The sequence below is a fragment of the Myxococcus xanthus genome, assembly GCF_013116825.1.
GTDB lineage: Bacteria > Myxococcota > Myxococcia > Myxococcales > Myxococcaceae > Myxococcus > Myxococcus xanthus_B.
Genome location: NZ_JABFNS010000045.1, coordinates 1 through 16,878 on the forward strand (window position 1 = coordinate 1; position 16,878 = coordinate 16,878).

At 69.9% G+C, this 16,878-nt stretch carries 13 protein-coding genes; 4 read left to right on the plus strand and 9 right to left on the minus strand.

Annotated elements, in window-relative coordinates; all coding sequences use genetic code 11:
- Window positions 1-1,990: AAA family ATPase (locus tag HNV26_RS15305; protein WP_171452824.1), on the plus strand; the 1,990-nt coding region annotated here is incomplete at its 5' end.
- The gene (locus tag HNV26_RS15310; RefSeq protein ID WP_216612327.1) at window positions 1,987-2,856 is read left to right on the plus strand and encodes a Rossmann-like and DUF2520 domain-containing protein; all 870 of its coding nucleotides are present in this window, start codon (window positions 1,987-1,989) and stop codon (window positions 2,854-2,856) included. The genes HNV26_RS15305 and HNV26_RS15310, both read left to right, overlap by 4 nt.
- Here the strand turns inward: HNV26_RS15310 and HNV26_RS15315 are convergent.
- Window positions 2,840-4,165, minus strand: a complete 1,326-nt coding sequence (locus HNV26_RS15315; protein ID WP_171441978.1) for a hypothetical protein — start codon at window positions 4,163-4,165, stop codon at window positions 2,840-2,842. The two genes, HNV26_RS15310 and HNV26_RS15315, sit on opposite strands and share 17 nt — an antisense overlap.
- A 98-nt stretch (window positions 4,166-4,263) precedes the next feature.
- On the opposite strand from HNV26_RS15315, the gene HNV26_RS15320 reads away from it, so the two are divergent.
- The gene (locus HNV26_RS15320; RefSeq protein WP_436410046.1) at window positions 4,264-7,554 is read left to right on the plus strand and encodes a TolB family protein; all 3,291 of its coding nucleotides are present in this window, start codon (window positions 4,264-4,266) and stop codon (window positions 7,552-7,554) included.
- Between the two features lie 62 nt (window positions 7,555-7,616).
- On the opposite strand, the gene HNV26_RS15325 is transcribed toward HNV26_RS15320, so the two are convergent.
- The 8 genes from HNV26_RS15325 to HNV26_RS15360 all read right to left on the minus strand — a co-directional run bounded on the left by HNV26_RS15325 (window position 7,617) and on the right by HNV26_RS15360 (window position 14,374).
- Window positions 7,617-8,378 carry a hypothetical protein gene (locus HNV26_RS15325; RefSeq protein ID WP_366816878.1) on the minus strand — a complete coding sequence of 254 codons (762 nt, stop codon included), beginning with the start codon at window positions 8,376-8,378 and terminating at the stop codon, window positions 7,617-7,619.
- Window positions 8,375-9,142, minus strand: coding sequence for a hypothetical protein (locus HNV26_RS15330; RefSeq protein ID WP_253816611.1), 768 nt, complete (start codon window positions 9,140-9,142; stop codon window positions 8,375-8,377). Before HNV26_RS15330 ends, HNV26_RS15325 begins: the two co-directional genes overlap by 4 nt.
- Window positions 9,143-9,144: 2 nt before the next feature.
- A complete protein-coding gene (locus HNV26_RS15335; RefSeq protein ID WP_171441980.1) occupies window positions 9,145-9,621 on the minus strand; it encodes a hypothetical protein in 477 nt (158 codons plus the stop codon).
- A 171-nt stretch (window positions 9,622-9,792) separates the two neighbouring features.
- A complete protein-coding gene (gene nadD, locus HNV26_RS15340) occupies window positions 9,793-10,365 on the minus strand; it encodes a nicotinate (nicotinamide) nucleotide adenylyltransferase (RefSeq protein WP_171441981.1) in 573 nt (190 codons plus the stop codon).
- A 1-nt stretch (window position 10,366) separates the two neighbouring features.
- Complete coding sequence (locus HNV26_RS15345; protein ID WP_171441982.1) at window positions 10,367-11,038, minus strand: hypothetical protein; 672 nt, start codon at window positions 11,036-11,038, stop codon at window positions 10,367-10,369.
- A gap of 3 nt (window positions 11,039-11,041) precedes the next feature.
- The gene (locus tag HNV26_RS15350) at window positions 11,042-12,223 is read right to left on the minus strand and encodes an exo-beta-N-acetylmuramidase NamZ family protein (protein WP_171441983.1); all 1,182 of its coding nucleotides are present in this window, start codon (window positions 12,221-12,223) and stop codon (window positions 11,042-11,044) included.
- Between the two features lie 37 nt (window positions 12,224-12,260).
- Window positions 12,261-13,577, minus strand: a complete 1,317-nt coding sequence (locus HNV26_RS15355) for an adenylate/guanylate cyclase domain-containing protein (protein ID WP_253816613.1) — start codon at window positions 13,575-13,577, stop codon at window positions 12,261-12,263.
- Between the two features lie 68 nt (window positions 13,578-13,645).
- A complete protein-coding gene (locus HNV26_RS15360; protein WP_171441985.1) occupies window positions 13,646-14,374 on the minus strand; it encodes a tetratricopeptide repeat protein in 729 nt (242 codons plus the stop codon).
- 75 nt (window positions 14,375-14,449) lie between these two features.
- On the opposite strand from HNV26_RS15360, the gene HNV26_RS15365 reads away from it, so the two are divergent.
- Window positions 14,450-16,855 (plus strand): endonuclease MutS2, encoded by a 2,406-nt coding sequence (locus tag HNV26_RS15365; RefSeq protein WP_171442020.1) that lies wholly within the window; start codon window positions 14,450-14,452, stop codon window positions 16,853-16,855.
- Window positions 16,856-16,878: the final 23 nt, after the last annotated feature.

The following is a 16,878-nucleotide window of genomic DNA, read 5'->3' on the forward strand; positions in this document are numbered from 1 at the left end:
ATCGTCGCCCCCGCCCTTCACCGCGCCGCCACCGCCGCCGCGCTACAGCACGCCCGCCCTGTCGCCGCGCGATCTCATCGACGTGGACGAGGAGCCGGAAGCGCCGCCGCCCGCGCCCGTGGCACGCGCCGCGCCGTCCCCTGCCCCGACCTCCACGGCCGCCCCTGCCCCCGCGGGCCGGCCGGCACAGCCGGCCTCCGCGTCGCCCGTGCTCGACGCCAAGGCCTACCCCCTGCTCACCTCGCTGGGCCGCAACCTGAGCCAGGCCGCCCATGAGGGCCGCCTGGACCCGGTGGTGGGACGCGCGCGCGAGGTCGAGGAGGTCATCGACATCCTGGGCAAGCGGCGCACCAACAACCCCTGCCTGCTGGGCGAGCCTGGCGTGGGCAAGACGGCGGTGGTGGAGGGCGTGGCGCAGCGCCTGCTCGAGCTGCGTGGGTCGCTGTCCGAGAAGGTGCTGGTGGAGCTGGACATGGCCACGCTGGTGGCCGGCACGCAGCTGCGCGGCTCGTTCTCCGAGAAGCTCAACGCGCTGAAGGAAGAGGTCCGCCGCGCCGAGGGCCGCGTGGTGGTCTTCATCGACGAAATCCACACGCTGGTGGGCGCGGGCTCCACGGGTGACGGTCCGCAGGACGCGGCCAACGAGCTGAAGACGGCCATGGCGCGCGGTGAGTTCCCCTGCATCGGCGCCACCACGCACGACGAGTACCGCAAGTTCATCAGCACCGACCCGGCCCTGGAGCGCCGCTTCACCGCCGTCGTGGTCAACGAGCCCTCCGTACCGGAGACGGTGGAGATCCTCCGGGGCATCATCGGCCGCTACGAGGAGCACCACGGGCTGCGCTACACGCCCGAGGCGCTGGAGGCCGCGACCTCCCTGGCCAGCCGCTACGTGACGGACCGCTTCATGCCGGACAAGGCCATCTCCGTGGTGGACCTGGCCGGCAGCCGCTGCCACCGTGAGGGCCGCAACGTGGTGGAGCCCTCCGACGTGGCGCGCGTGGTGGCCAAGCTCGCGGGCGTCCCGGAGGAGCGCCTGCTGATGAACGACTCGTCGCGCCTGCTCCGGCTGGAGCAGGACCTGGCGGAGCGCGTCATCGGGCACTCGGAGGCAGTCACGCGCATCGCCCGGGTCATCCGCCGCAACTACGCGGGCTTCGCGTCGCGCCGCCCCATGGGCAGCTTCCTCTTCCTGGGCCCCACGGGCGTGGGCAAGACGGAGATGGCCCGCGCGCTGGCGGACGTGCTGTTCGGCAACCGCGACTCGCTGGTGCGCCTGGACATGAGCGAGATGTCCGAGCAGCACGGCGTCTCGCGCCTCATCGGTTCGCCCGCCGGCTACGTGGGCTTCGGCGAGGGTGGACAGCTCACGGAGCCCGTGCGCCGCCGGCCCTCGTCGGTGGTGGTGCTGGACGAAATCGAGAAGGCACACCGCGAGGTGCAGATGCTCCTCCTCCAAGTCCTGGAGGAAGGCCGCCTGACGGACGGCAAGGGGCGCCACATCGACTTCTCCAACACCGTCATTGTCATGACGACGAACCTGGGCGCGGAGGCCTTCTCCCGCACCGGCCGCCCGGTGGGCTTCGGCGCGGACTCCGCGGGCCCCGGGGACGCCATGGACATGGCGTCGTCGGTGGCGCGCAAGGCGCTGCCGCCGGAGCTGTGGAACCGCATCGACGAACGGCTCCCCTTCCGCCCCCTGGCGGAAATGGAGGTGGCACGCATCGCCACGTTGCTGCTGGAGGAGAGCAGCAAGCGCCTGACCACCGAGCGCGGCATCGAATACGTGGCGGGCGACGACGTGGTCGGCCACCTGCTGAAGTCCGGCGGCTTCGACCCGCAGCTGGGCGCGCGCCCCATGCGGCAGATGGTGCAGCGACTGGTGGAGGGCCCCCTCGCGGAGCGCATCCTGTCAGGTGAGTTCGTCACGGGCGACCGCGTGCGCATCGCGGTGAACTCCGGACAGCTCCAGTTCCAGCGCGAGCGATGAGCCCCGGTCCCCGCCGCCGCACAGGGCCTTCGAAACGGCGCCCACCCGTCGTGATTGTCGGGATGGGCCGCCTCGGTGGCGCCCTCGGGCTGGCGCTCCAGGCGAAGCGCTGGCCCGTGCGCATCCACTCCCGCACGGACGAAGGCCGCGAGCGCGCGGAAGCGCTCGGCTTGAAGGCGGCCGCTCCCGCGGACCTGAAGCGGGCCCGCGTCATCATCCTGTGTGTTCCGGACGCGGCGGTACCCGCCGTCGCACAGGCGCTGTCCACCACCCTCCCCCGCACGGCAGCGCTGGTGCACACGGCGGGCGCGCTCTCGCTCGATGCGCTGGGCACGGCCAAGGGCCGGAGTCGCGGCTCGTTCCATCCGCTCTGCGCCGTCTCCTCGCCACGCGACTCGCTGGCGGGCAGCACCGTGGCGGTGAGCACCCCGTCGCGCACGCTGCGGGACGTGCTGCGTCACATGGCGGCGGACGCGGGGCTCCGCGTCATCGAGGTGCCAGAAGGCCACCGCGCGGCCTACCACGCGGGCGCGGTGCTGAGCGCCGGAGGCCTGGTGTCGCTGGCGGATGCGGCGGTGGCGGCCCTGGGCGCCGCGGGAATCCCCCCAACGGACGCGCTGGCGGCCCTGTTGCCGCTGATGCACTCGGCGCTGAGGGGATTGGAGACGCGGGGGCTCGCGGGGGGACTCACCGGCCCCATCGTCCGCGGAGACTCCGGCGTGGTGGCGGCGCACCTGGAGGCGCTCCCCGCGGACGTCGCGCCCCTCTATCGGTTGCTGTCGCGGCGCGCGCTGGGGCTGGCCAGAGACCGGCTGGAGCCCACGTCGCGCGCCGCGCTGGAGCGGCAGCTCAAGCCGTCAGGATGATGGAACCCTGCAGGGCCTTGCGCACCACGGCCAAGGCCTGCTCGGACGCGGCCTCGGCCTCGGTGAGCCGGCGCAGGGACAGCTCGCCGCCCTGAACCTGCGTCACGGAGCGCTTCAGGTCGGAGAGCAGCGTCAGCGCGGCCTGCAGCATCTCCTTGCCCTGCGGCGACTCGGTGGCGGGCTTGCCGGCCGCCTTCGCCACGTACTCCGTGAAGCGCTGGAGCGTCTCCGCCGTCTTCGCGGGGTCGAACTGCTCCAGCAGCGACTGGATGCGCGAGGCGTTGATGCGGATGAGGCGAAGCGCGCCCACCCGGCCGAAGCCCGGGTGCACCAGGCCGATGTCGCTCATCTCGAACGCGCCCAGCAGGCCCTCGTCGGGAGCCTTGTGCGCGTGCGGCACCAGGTCCACGAAGAGCGGCAGCGGGTCCGCGCCCTGGCGGAACATCTCCAGCTCCTCCTCGTCCAGCGGCGGGAAGTTGGCCGGAGTGCCGATGAACAGCAGCGGCAGCACCAGGTCGTGCCAGAAGTCCTCGGGCGCCGAGCCCGTCCCGCCGATGGTGCCGAACAGGTGCGCCATCAACTCCGCCAGACGCGGCGCGCGCTCGGCCTGGTCGATGAGCGACTTGGTGGTGTCCAGGCGCTGGAGGGACTGCACGATCTGCCCCTCGAACTGCTGGCGCGCCTCGGGAGGCAGGGGCGGCTGGGTGCGGCCCAGCGCGTTGCGCACGTCCCGAGCGAGCCCGTCCGGCTTCGTCTCCAGGGCCGTGGCGGCCTTCTTCGGATCCAGGACGACGAACTGGAGGAACCCGGGGTCGAAGAGGCGCTGGTAGTCCACCGGCGTCAGCTTGGGCGCCTGGCCTCCCAGGGCCTGCGCCGGGTTGCCGCCAAAGCGGGCCTGTCCCAGCGAACGGCGGATGTCCGCGGCCAGGTCCTCCAGGCGGGCCAGCTTGCCCTGCCCCAGCGAATCCATCACCGCGCCGAACGGCGACAGCATGATGATGGCCTCCGGGAAGCCCAGCGTGGCGCCCTCCGGCGAGTCGCGGTTGGGGAACCAGAAGGCCTGGTGCTCCTGGATGAGCCGCAGGGCGAACGCCCCCGCCAGGCCCAGCGCGATGGTCTGGTGCTCCGGCTTGTTCACCTGGAACGAGCCGCCAGTCAGCTGCGCGATGCCGGGTTCAATCTCCACCCAGGGTGCCTTGAGCAGATCGACTGGCTTGCCGGTGGCCTGCTCCAGGGCAGCGGCGACCTGCATCTGGGCATTGTGAACGTGCTGCGGAACGGGATGCGCCTGGGTGGCGGGTTCGGACATGGCGGAATCCAGACTCGAAAATAGGAAGGCGACGGGTCCATCCCTTACCGTGAAATTCGCGGTCGTGGCTACGATTTGTGGCCTGTAGGATGGCCTGCATGCCCGCTTCCCGCTGGTGGCTTCGCTGGGCTGTCCTCGCCACCTGTTTCCTGCTGACAAACGGTGGGTGTGCCTTCGTCACACCCCGTTTCCCCCAGAACATCCAGGCCTCGTTCGCTCGGGACGAGATGCGCAAGCTCACCACGGAGTCCCTGGAGCTCTATTACCCCGCCCAGCTCCGGGGCGCGGCCCTGCGCATGGCGTCCCGGCTGGAGGGCTGCGTGGCCCGCCTCCACGAACAGACGTGGCGGAAGAAGAAGCGGGACCGGGTGCTCGTCTACCTGACGAGTTCCAACTTCAACAACGCCTACGTGGTCCCGGACTACGCCAGCACGCCTCAGCAGATGGTGATGCCTTCCCACCTGACGCTGGAGCTGTTCCACCTGTTCAACCTGGGCGAGGTGGACGTCGGTGACGTGGCCTGCCACGAGGCCGTCCACTACGTGCAGCTCCAGCAGACGGACGGGGTCTGGGGTTTCCTCAACCTCGTCACCGGGGGCTTGTTCCAGCCCAACTCCTATACGGAGTCGTGGTTCCTGGAGGGACTGGCCACCTATTACGAAGGGCAGTTCGAAAAGGACGCGGGACGGCCCCACAGCCCCGTCTGGCGCGGCTGGTACGACTCCGTGGTGCAGGCCACCGGAGGACGGCTGAACCCCGGCTACCTGTCCCCCGAGCAGCGCGCGCTGGACCCGTTCGGCGGCAACTACATCACCGGCATGCACTTCGTGGAGTACCTCGCGAACCGCTATGGGGAGACGAAGCTGTGGAAGCTGGTGGATGAGCAGGGAGGCTCCTTCGTGCCGCCGCTGGCGGTGACACTCCGCTTCAAGCGCGTGTACGGGCGGGACATCGGCTCGCTGTTCGCGGAGTACACGCAGTCGCTGCGGGAGAACCTGCAGGTGCGCGAGCGCCCCTCCGCGCAACGGACGTGGGTGTCCGACGCGGGCTACTTCTCCCGGCTGGCCTCGCACGCGGCCAGCGGAGTCACCGCGACGGTGGGCGTGGGCCGGGAGCGCTACACGCGGTTGACGGTGCTGGAGCCGGATGGCCGCGTGCGCTTCGAACGGCCGCTGGTGGAGCTGCTGCCCGGGCGCCGCTGGGTGCTGGGCTCCCCGACGCTGGTCAGCGGCATGTCGTTCAGCCGCGATGGCGCGTGGCTGTACCTGGTGATGGCCGACCTGAACACGGAAGGGGGCTACACTGCGAGGCTGTGGAAGGTGGATGCGCGCACGGGGAACGTGGTGCGGCTCTGGGATGATGTGATGGGGATGGGCGGCAGCATCACGCCGGACGGGACGGCCTACGTCTTCGTCCGCGTCGATGGGGATTCAGCCAACGTGGTGCGGCTGGACTTGGAGACGGACACCCGGAAGGCCCTCACCGACTTCGGCGCCAGCACCTCCGTGGGGCCGCCCGCGGTCGCACCGGATGGCGAACGGGTCGTCTTCCCGCTCTCAGGGGACGCGGGTTGGGACCTGGTCCTGCGGGAAGCGGATGGACGCCTTCGGTGGCTGACGCGCGATGGCCGCTTCAACTACTCGCCCAGGTGGCTGGATGATGAACGCCTCGTGTTCCTCCGGGAGCACGAGGAACGGCTGCAGGCCCACGTCCTCACGGTGGCGACGCGAGAAGTGGTTCGCATCACGGACGCGCCGCACCTGGTGATGGACGTTCATCCCGTGGGAACCGAGGAAGTGGTGTTCCTCAACCGGGACGGTCTGAACTTCACCATCGACCGCGCCCCACTGGTGCCGATCGCGCCGGTGGAGACCGGCATTGGCGCGGCCCAAGTGGAGGTGGCAGGGCACGCGGTGCTGGCGCAGGCCCCCCACCCTTCAGCTCCATCTCTCGAGACCGAACCCGGAGCCCCCCGGATCCCTGAAGTACGCACGGAGACTCCGGCATCGGAGTCGGAACAGGCCCCCACGGCCGCACCTTCCGAGTCCGAGTTCGCCGCGTTCCCCATGTCCGGCGCACCGGTCCAGCCCGATGCGGCGCTACCGTCCTCACCGGCAGGGACCGCGCCGGGCCATGGAGCCCCGCCATCCGGACCTCCACTGCCTGCCCCTCAGTCGGAGCAGCCTGCCCCCGAGGACACCGCGCCGCCGTCCCCATCTCCCGCGGCTGAAGACGCGCCCACGGCGCTCACGGGACTCGACGCTCCAGTCGAAGCCCCGCCTGACCCGGGCACGGAGCTCCAGATTCTCTCGGACGAGCCCTACTCGCCGCTGGAGCGCTTCTTCATCCCCGAGCTCCGCGTGCCCTACCTGCTCGCGGGAGCCGACCCCGACAACACGGACGACACGTACACGATGGGCGGGTTGGCCCTGGCGGGACAGGACCGGCTCGGCTTCCATGCGTACTCGCTGCTGCTCTCCTTCGACACGCGCGAAGACGCCCCCAGCCTCTCGCTGGCCTACGGCAACGCGCAACTCGCGCCCTGGTACATCCAGGTGTCGGGGGCGTACATCCGCCAGAATCAGCGCACGGACCTCCAGGCCACGGCCTTCGCTTCGCGCTCCTTCTGGACCACGCCGGTGACCTTCGGCGTGCTGGCGCTGCGCCGTGAGTACGACGCCACGGACCGCTCCCCGCGCATGCTGACGCGCATCGTCGGCCCGGAGGTCTCCGTGTCGTACTTCGCGGGTGAAGCCACGTCCTACGGCAGCACCCAGCGCGGCCTGGGCATGACGGCGGCCGCGGGTGTGTACCCCGGCGCATTCCTCCGGGACTCCACCATGGGCGACGTGCGCCTGGGACTCGACGCCTTCACGGGGGGCCTGCCCTTCACGGGGCGCGACAACCTCCGCCTCACCGCGGTGGGGCGCTTCCTCCCCGGCGCGCCGTCCGGGCTGCTCCAGGTCGGCGGCCTGAGAGCGGGGCAAATCTGGTACACCAACCGCGAGAGCCAGCAGACCGCTCCCCTGCCCCTGCAGTTGCAGCCGGGCATCGCCTTCAGCGAATACCTGCGCGGCTACGAGGACCTGGAGATTCGCGCGCGCGACGCGCTCATCGGCTCCGCGACGTACCAGTACCGGGTCCCCATCGACTACGGATGGGCCTCCACGCTGTGGCTCTTCCCGTCCCTCTTCGTGCGAGACGTCGGCGTCGAGGCCTTCGGCTCGCTGGCCCGCACCGACAACCGCGCCAACCACGCGGCCGTGGGGGCCTCGGCGTCACTGCACCTCACCTTCGGGCAGGCGGTTCCGGTGTCCCTCTATTACCAATACGCCTACCGCTTCGAGCAGGGCCTGGACCACCTGCACCTCATCGGCCTCGGGCTCTGACTCGGGCTTGCCCCGCAACCTGCTCGCGAATCACGAACCTGGGTGGAGCACTCGCGTGTCGCTTACAGCCCCTCGTCCTTGCAGAGGTCGTCCTGCAATTCCGTCAGCGCCTTCCGCGCCCGCATGGGCTGGCAGGTGTTGGCCAGGAAGTAGGACGAGGCGCCCACCGTCGCGCTCTTGAGCCTCGCGCCGAGCGCCGACCAGCACCATTCGAACGCCACCTTCCTCGCATCACCCGCGCGGGAATCCGTCGCGGGCAGGTCCAGTGCGGCCAGCACCGCCTCCGCGAGCGCGTCGTCCTTGCAGGCGCCAGCCTCCTTCCCACCCCGCACCGCCGAGGCGAAGAGTGGCATCGCGACGTAGGCGAAGTGGCCCCGCTTCACGAGCCGCGCGGCCTGGAGCGTCGTCTCAGCGCTCGCGTCCCCCGTCAGCTCCCGGTACGTGTCGATGCAGCCACTCCGCTCGAGCGCGAGGCAGCGCTCCAGGTCCTTCAATCCTCGCGCATCGCGCGCCGAGGAGAAGCCGGGCGCCTTGGCGAGGAAGGAATACCGCTGCCCCAGCGCGCGCGCCTTCCGGGCGGTGGCGAACGGGTCCTTGTCGTCCGGAGCCATCGCCGATTCGACTTCGGCCGTCGCCGCCTCCGTCACGAGCGCGCGCCATGTGTCGGTGCGCGAGGCGGGAGGAACGTCCTCCGCGCGCTCCAGCAGCTCCGCCCAGGACTTCTGCACGGCCAGCGCACGGAGGTCTTCGAGCGTCGCCGCCGGGCGAGCAAGCACCGGCGCCGCCAGGAGATACGCCAGCACCATGGGCAGTCGACGCTTCACTTGAGCCTCCCGTCCAGGAACCCAGGCCCCTCGGCCGCGCCCCCTTGAGTGGTGGTGAAGATGAGCGCGTCGGCCCCTCGCTCGAACGCGAGCGCAGGCCCGAAGCGACAGGTGAGGACCGTGACATCCTTCACGGCGGCACAGCGAGCCCGGCCCCGCGTCGCGAGCGGCGCACACGCCGCCCAGACGTCCAGCTCCGCCATCACCGCATCGTCGAAGGTCTTCCAGTCGAACGTGAAGGCCGGTGACGTGCCACACGCCTTGCGCAGCGCCGCCATGGCCTCGGCGGCGCGCGCGGTGTACTTCTTCTCCAGGTGGGGCCAGGCCTTCTTCTCGAAGGCCGCGATCCTCCCGGACTCCCGTTGCAGCAGGTGCGCGGACAGCACTTCAGAGGCAGACGCCTTGCCCGTCGCCTCCTGGCTGAACTTGACGCGGAAGGATGGCTTCCCGGGAACGAAGGCCTCGTAATCACCAGCGCGCTGGGACAGCAGCACCCAGTCCGCGCCGCGATGACGGACGACGTAATCAACACCCCGCCCCGTGTCCCGGGCCTTGCCGCGCACCGAGAGGCCATCCTGCTCGGAGTCGGTGCCCTGAAGCCGCAGCACCACCTCCGACGCCTCCCGCGGCGCCAGCGTCACGACCTCGATGGACTGCCCGTCGATGCCCCGATAGACCTTGAGGCCCAACGACTCCAGTGACTCCGCCGCCACGGCCCCCTGGGCCCACAGCAGCAGGAGCACCATCGCCATCCTCCGCGCCATGCTCAGTTCAGCGCCTTCTCGAGGGTCGCCGTGGTGTTGTCCTCGATGTTCGTGTGGTCCACGCTCATGCGGTACGTCAGCGTGCCCTTGTCAAGCGAGAGATTCCGCAGCGTCGCGTCGTTGGTGCCGTCCTTCTTCTCGGGCGGCTTGACGCCACCGAACAGGCACGACACGCCGGTCACCTTCTTCGCAATCGCCTTCTTGTAGGCCGGGCGCTCGCACATGCTGGTGACCCCATTGATGGCCGCCTCACAGTAGGAGCCATAGCTCGAGTTCGCCCAGGCCTCCGGCTTGAAGTTCTGGAAGTCGGTCTTGACGGTGAGCTTGGTGCCACACTTCTCGTTCGCGGCAGCCAAAGCCTCGGAGATCTTCTCCTCGAACGACGCCTTCGCCTCCTCCTGCGCGGGCTTGAGATCCTCCTCGGCGAAGGCAGACGTCGACAGCAGGGCCACTGCGGCGAACACGAGCTTTGAATTCATGTGATGTTTCCCCAGGAAAGAACAACCATCACGAGTTTCAAACTGCCCTGGTTTTTACGCAAGTGCATCAAGGGAATAGAAGCCGCGGAGGTGCCGAGGAGGGGCGCTGTCGGGCGCGCCACCTGAACGGCGGGGCAGCATGGCGAAGGTCGAGTCCGACGGACGGCGTCGCTACGGCGTCCGCTTCAGGCCATAGAGGCCGTGCTCGCGCGCATAGGCAATGACACGCGCGGGCACCAGGTCCGACGGCGCCTCGCCGCGCGCGAGCAGGTCGCGAATCAGCGTCGACGACACCTCCGCCAGCGGCGGCCCCAATGTGTTCGGCGCCGGGTACCCCGCGCGGTTGAGCACCATCACCCGCGACAGCTCCTCGATGCGGTGGAAGTCCTTCCAATGCGGAAGGTCGCGCAGGATGTCGCTGCCGATGATGATGGACCAGCGGATGTCCGGATGCCGCGCCACCAGCAGGGTCAGCGTGTCCACCGTGCGGCCAGAGAGTCCCGGCACCTGTTCGATCCGGCTCGTCTTCAGCCAGCCCGATGTCTCCGCGCACAGCGCATCGCACATGGCGACGCGATGCTCGAAGGGCTCCATCTGCTTGCCGAACGGGTGCTGCCAGGACGGCATCAACCACACCTCGTCCACGTCCTGGGTGGCATGGACGTACGTGGCGGCCATGAGGTGCCCCACGTGGGGCGGGTTGAACGAGCCTCCGAGGAGCGCGACCTGCACGGCGGGCCTCACGTCACTTGAGGGACAACTTCGGGGACTTCTTCTCCAGGGCGATGACCTGGGGCTCCACTATCGAGTGCCCATCCAGGCGGAACGCGGAGAAGCGCAGGTTCCGGTCCACCTTCTCCAGGAGCGCACACGTCTGCTCGGCGGCGCCCACCAATCGCCCCGGCGTCAGGAAGTAACGCGGGCCAATCTGCACCACCTTGGGCTCCGGCTCCTTGCCGTGGACGAAGAGCAGCGCGTTGAGCAGGTCATCCCGCGTCAAATCGTTCTTGTCGTGCACCACGCAGCACAGCGTGTCCCCCATCAGGTCCATGACCTTGTTGTTGATGGAGGGATCTCTGTACTGGAGCGATTCGCGCTCGGGCACGCGGATGAAGCGCTCCATGACGAGCCGGCGGTCGTCCTCCGACGCCACGTCCGCCGGAGCCTCCGCGCGCGACGGCGTGCGTGGCAGCGCGTCCTGGCTGCCCAGCCAGTTCGTCACGTCCGCCAGGAAGTCCGCGTCCGAGTACTCACGCCCGCCCCGGCTCTTCTGCCGCCGCCACAACACCCATTCATCCAGGTCCGTGTAGCGCGCGCCCGCGAAGAGAAAACGCCGAGCCCCCTTGGAGCGCAGCAGTTCGTAGGCCGCGTCGAAGGCTTCGAGGTCCCCATGGCTGTCGGAGAAGACGCCGATCACGCCTCAAGCGTATAGCAGGTAGGACGTCCTGTGACGTGCGAACGTTTCCGTCTGAGCGGAGAACCCCTCCAGCAACCGGTCCAGCGGCCACCCCGCCTCGATGCCTCGGCGCACCTGGTCCGTCCCGCAGAGCAGGTCGAAGGCCGGCACATCCTCGACGAACTCGTAGGCATCCGCGCGCCAATCAAACGAGCCCGGGCCAATGTCATGCAGCGCCTGGAAGATGGCGACGCCGGTGCGCAGGGGCTGGAACGCCTCCCGGTCCGTCACGTGGATGAAGGCGCCGTTGCAGGACTGCCCCGTGTACTTGTCGAACGTCGGCGTGAAGCCCACGGCCCGGAAGGCGACCCCGGGCAGCTCCTCCTTCGCCAGCCGCGCCAGCAACTGGTCCGTGTCCACCCACGGCGCCCCGAACTGCTCGAAGGGGCGGCAGGTGCCACGGCCCTCCGAGACGTTGGTTCCTTCGCCCAGACACATGCCCGGGTACACCAGCGCGGTGTCCGCGGTGGGCATGTTGGGCGACGGCGAGATGAACGGCAGCCCCGTCTCCGACCAGAACTGGCCGCGGCGCCAGCCTTCGCACGGCACCACCGTCAGCTCGCAGCCGAAGCCCTCCTGGACGTTGAAGAGGCGGGCCAGCTCCCCCGCCGTCATGCCGTGGCGGTTGGGCAGCGCGTACAGGCCCACGAAGGAGCGGAAGCCCTCCCCCACCAGGTTGCCTTCCATCGCCACGCCGTTGAGCGGGTTCGGCCGGTCCAGCACGTAGAAGGGCACGCGGGCCTTCGCCGCGGCCTTCATGGCCAGCGCCATGGTGTAGACGTAGGTGTAGTAGCGGCTGCCCACGTCCTGGATGTCGAAGACGAGCGCGTCCAGCCCCTGGAGTGACTCCTGCCGGGGCGACAGCGATTCGAAGGTGGAGCCGTAGAGGCTGTACACCGGCACGCCGGTGCGGCGGTCCTTCGCCTCGTCCACGGCGACCATGTACTGCGCCTCCCCCCGGATGCCGTGCTCCGGACCGAAGAGCGCAGCCAACGTGACGCCGTCCGCGCCCGACAGCAGGTCCGCCAGGTGGCGGAAGCGAGCATCCACGCTGGTGGGATTCACGATGGCGCCCACGCGCTTGCCCTTCAACGCGGAGAAGCCCTGCTCCACCCACACGTCCAGTCCCGTCTTCACCTTCGTCACGGCGTTCCCTTCCTCAGCCAGCCCGGGGGCCGGCACATCAACGCTCCTTGAAGCTCTTGAGCGCGCTGTCCGCGGCCGCCTTCGAGTCGCACTTGGAGATGCCGAACAGGCCCGTCCGCACCCCGTCATCGGGCCCACCGTCGGACTTCAGGTCCTCCAGCGCGCTCACCGCCCGCATCAGCTGGAGCCGGCCTACCGTGGACGCGGCATCCGAGCGCACGTCGCATCGCGCGTGCGACAGCATCTCGATGAGGCGGTCCTCCGCGGCGCGGCTGCCGGCCTTCACGGCCGTGGCGTAGACCTTCAGCGCGTCATCGGGCTTGCCCGTCGCTTCCGTCAGACGGCCCAGCAGGAAGTTGCGCCGCCCGGAGTCCTCCTCCTTCATGATGAGGGTCCGGACGTCCTTGGCCAGCGCGGTCCGCTCCTCCTCCGGCGCCCGCTCCACCGCCTTGATGGCGCGCACCGTCTCGTCGCCACTGAACGCCAGCATCGCGACGCCCATGAGCACGACGGCCGCGCCCACGCCCACCAGCATCCGGTGCTGCTGGACCTGCGGCGGAAGCGTCGCCATGCCGCGCGAAAAGAGCGAACCGCCCACCGTGCGCGCCTGCCGCCCGAGCTCCGCGGCCTGCTGGCCCAGCACCGTGGCGCCCGCGGCCGCGCGTTGGCTGATGACCGCGGCGCCCGCCGCGGCCCGCTGCCCCAGCACGGACAGGTCCACCTGGGCCCCCGGTGACGAAGCCTCCGCCACGCGGGACAGGGCCAGGTTCCCGAAGGGCGGCATCGATTCGGAGCCCGGCGCCTCGGCGATGGCGCTGGCCGCGGGAGCCTCCACGCGGTACGGCGCCCGGGGCACGTGGAAGACGCGGATCTTCCCCGGGATGCCCTTCAGCTCGTAGGCGCCGACTTCCTTGGAAGGCACCTCGGCCTTGTTCATCGCCAGGTAGACGGCCTCGGTGAAGTACACCTCGCCCGCCTCGGCGATGCCCTCCACCCGGGCGGCGATGTTGACGGGCTCGCCGAAGATGTCGTTCCCGTCCAGCCTCACCTCGCCCACGTTGATGGCCACGCGGACGTGAATCTGCTCCGACACCTCCACCGTCCGGTTGTGGTGCCACAGCCGATCCTGGATGGCGATGCCGCTGAGCACCGCCTGGGTGGGCGATTCGAAGGTGACGAGGTACGCGTCACCGATGGACTTGACGATGCGCCCGCCAAACGCCTTGAACAGCGGCGCCAGCAGGGCCTCGTGGACCTGGAGCAGGCGCTGGTTCTCCTCCAGCGTCTGCCGGCTGGTCCGCTCGGTGAAGCCCTTGATGTCGGTGAAGACGATGGCGAGGTTGGCGGTCTTCAAGGCCCGCGCAGTGTATGCGCCACCGTCGATGGTGCAATCGCAACTGCGTACCAAATGACTGCTCGCTGTCAGCGACGTGATGGTTTGAGGTCACGCATTCGCCGCTTCGGAGGGGCCTCCAGCGCCGCGCGGACCCGCTCCGCGAGGTGGGGCCGCCCCGTGCGCGTGTAGAAGTCGGCGAGCCGCCGGAGGACCAGCGGGCTGGCCGGCTGGAGGCCTCGCGCCGCCAGCAACTCCTTCTCCGCGTCCAGCAGGCGCTCCTGCTTCTCCAGCACCTCCGCCAGTTGGAGGCGCACCTGCACCCACTCCGGTTTCAGCCGCGCCAGGTAGCGCAGGTGCAACTCCGCCTTGAGCAGGTCCCCCATGTCCAACCAGAGCGTCCCGAGCCGGAAGCGGGCCTCCTCGTAGGAGGCGCGCAGTTGTACGGCCTGCTCGTACGCCTGGACGGCTTGGCGGCGGTCCTCCCGCTCCTCCCACAGCAATCCCCGCAGGTACCAGGCGCGGGGATTATTGGGAGCCTGCTGGAGCGCGGCGTTCAGGTGGGACTCCGCCTGCTCCAGCGCGCCTCCCGTCTTCAGCAGGAGCCGGGCCATCTCCAACCGGGGCAGCTCCCACGCGGGTTGGGCCCGGACCAGGGCCTCCAGCGCGGCCAGGGCGCCCACATCATTCCCATCCGCTTCCAGGGCCAGGGCATCCGGGAGCGAAACCACCGTCCGTGAGGAGACCGGTGTCAGGGCAGAAGGCTCCGCTGCGTCGGTCGCGCCCGCCAGCAAAGCCACCAGGATGACCCACCTCATGTGCGGCTGATAGCAGAGCCGACCCGGGCGCCTCAATAGATCCTCTTGACGGCCGAACAGCCGCGCATGAAACCCATGACCGTGCAGATATCGCAAAGAACGCTGGAAGACCTGGGCTTCGCGGATGTGCTCCGCGCGTTGGCGCAACGCTGCAGGACGGAGCCCGGCAGAGAGCGAGTGCTCGCCCGGCCCTTCCTGGACACCCCCGAGGCCGTTGCGGAGGCCCTCGCGCTCGTCGCCGAGGCCCGCTCGCTGTCCCAGGAGCAGTTCTCCCTTCCCTTGGGGGGTGTGACGGACCTGCGTACGCCCATCGGCCATGCGGCCAAGGGCGGCATGCTGGAGCCCCGCCAGCTCATCGACTCGGCGCAGCTCCTGTTCGCCTTCGTCCGCACCCGCGAGGCACTGGACGAACGCCGGGCCCGCGTCCCCGGGCTGGTGGAGATTGCCCGCCGGATGCCCTCGCTGGAGCCGCTGGCCCGCCGCATCGACCAGTGTTTCGAACCGGACGGTGAGATTTCCGACCGTGCCAGCCCGGAGCTGCGCGAAGCCCGGGACCGGGCACGTGGGCTCCATCGCCGCATCAAGGCGCGGCTCGACGAGCTGCTCCACGATGAGACCTTCCTCCCCAAGCTGCGGGAGAACTACTACACGCTCCGCAACGGGCGTTACGTGGTGCCGGTGGTGGCCAACTACCGCTCGGAAGTGGACGGCATCGTCCACAACGCCAGCCAGACGGGCCAGACGCTCTTCATGGAGCCCCAGGCCATGGTGGGCCTGGGCAACGACCTCGCCATCGCCCAGTCGGAGGTGACCGAGGAGGAGCGCAAGGTGCTCCAGGCCCTGAGCGACCAGCTCGGGCGGGAGTCGGAGCGCATCCTGGAGGGACTGGACGCCGTGGCGGAGCTGGACGAGGCCGAATCCGTGGCCATCCTCTCCGCGGACCTGGGCGCCAGCATGCCGGCCTTCGAGAACGTCACGGACCTGCAGCTGCGGCAGCTGCGCCACCCCCGCCTGGTGCTCAAGGGCGCCGAGGTGGTGGCCAACGACGTGACGCTCACGGGTGATGCGAAGGCCCTGGTCGTCTCCGGCCCCAACGCGGGCGGCAAGACGGTGACGCTGACGGGCGTGGGCCTCTGCGCGCTGATGCTCCGCGCCGGCCTGCCGATTCCGGTGGCTGAAGGCTCCCGGATGCCGCTGTACCGCTCCGTCCACTCCACCGTGGGGGACGCGCAGGACCTGGAGCAGGGCCTGTCCACGTTCAGCGCGCACGTGGTGATGCTGCGCGACATCATCGGCGCCGTGGGCGAGGGCTCGCTGGTCCTCATCGACGAAATCGCCGCGGACACCGACCCGCGCGAGGGCGCGGCCATCGCCATCGCCGTGCTGGAGGAGCTGATGTCCAAGGGCGTGGTGGTGCTCGTCACCACGCACTTGGAGGAGCTGAAGGCGCTGGCGCACATGGACCCGCGCTTCCTCAACGCGCGCGTGGGCTTCGACTCGAAGCGCATGGCCCCCACCTACCGGCTCCAGATTGGCGCCGCGGGCCAGTCGTCGGCCATCGAGATGGCGGCGCGCGTGGGCCTGCCCCAGAACGTGTGCGAGCGCGCCCGTGAGCTGTCCGTCAGTGCCGGCGGTCCGCTCACCAAGGCGCTGGCGGCGGCCGAGGAGGAACGGCGCAAGCTCTACGAGGAGCTGGAACGCGCCCGCGTGGCGGCCCAGGAGGCCGAGGCGCTCCGGGCCGACCTGGAGAAGCAGAAGCAGTCCTTCGAGCGCGAGCGCCGCGCCCGGATGATGCAGTTCAACAACGATGTACACGCGGCCAGCGAGCACGCGGCGGCGGAAGTGCAGAAGCTGCTGACGAAGCTTCGAGCCGAGCAGAACGAGAAGGCCCTCGCCGAGGCCCGGCAGCAACTCCAGCAGCGCGCGGACGAGGCGCAGAAGCGCGCCCTGGCCGCCAAGGCGGAGCTGTTCCAGGTGGAGGCCCCTGGCCCGGCCAACCTGAAGGTGGGCGCCTGGGTGCACCACTCGGGGCTGAGCCGCGATGTGGAAATCCTGGAGCTGGCGGACAACCACGCGGTGGTGTCCGCGGGTGGCGCGCTGAAGATGCGCGTGCCCATCACGGAGCTGTCGGGCGCGCGCACGCGCAAGCCGCAGCAGGCGAAGTTCCCGGAGCGGCAGAAGCAGGATGCGGCGCTCAAGCGTGCGGCCTCCGCGGCCCCCTCCGAGGTGGAAGCCACCCACTTCCGCTGCGACGTGCGCGGCATGCGCGCGGACGACGCGCTGGCGGAGCTGGAGTCGTTCCTGGACCGCGGCATGCGCAGCGGAGAAGACGCCGCGCTCGTCATCCACGGCCATGGCACGGGGGCGCTCAAGCAGGCCATCCGTGACTACCTGGCCGCGTCTCCATACATCCGCATGTATCGGCCGGGTGAAGGCCACGAAGGCGGCGACGGGGTGACCGTGGTCGCCCTGCGCGCCTGACCGCACCCGCGATACGGACGGAA

Coding starts and splice junctions, on each gene's coding strand:
- HNV26_RS15360 (WP_171441985.1), bottom strand. CDS start 14,374: ATGAGGTGGGTCATCCTGGTGGCTTTGCTGGCGGGCGCGACCGACGCA.
- HNV26_RS15330 (WP_253816611.1), bottom strand. CDS start 9,142: ATGGCGCGGAGGATGGCGATGGTGCTCCTGCTGCTGTGGGCCCAGGGG.
- HNV26_RS15320 (WP_436410046.1), top strand. CDS start 4,264: ATGCCCGCTTCCCGCTGGTGGCTTCGCTGGGCTGTCCTCGCCACCTGT.
- HNV26_RS15335 (WP_171441980.1), bottom strand. CDS start 9,621: ATGAATTCAAAGCTCGTGTTCGCCGCAGTGGCCCTGCTGTCGACGTCT.
- HNV26_RS15310 (WP_216612327.1), top strand. CDS start 1,987: ATGAGCCCCGGTCCCCGCCGCCGCACAGGGCCTTCGAAACGGCGCCCA.
- HNV26_RS15365 (WP_171442020.1), top strand. CDS start 14,450: ATGACCGTGCAGATATCGCAAAGAACGCTGGAAGACCTGGGCTTCGCG.
- HNV26_RS15315 (WP_171441978.1), bottom strand. CDS start 4,165: ATGTCCGAACCCGCCACCCAGGCGCATCCCGTTCCGCAGCACGTTCAC.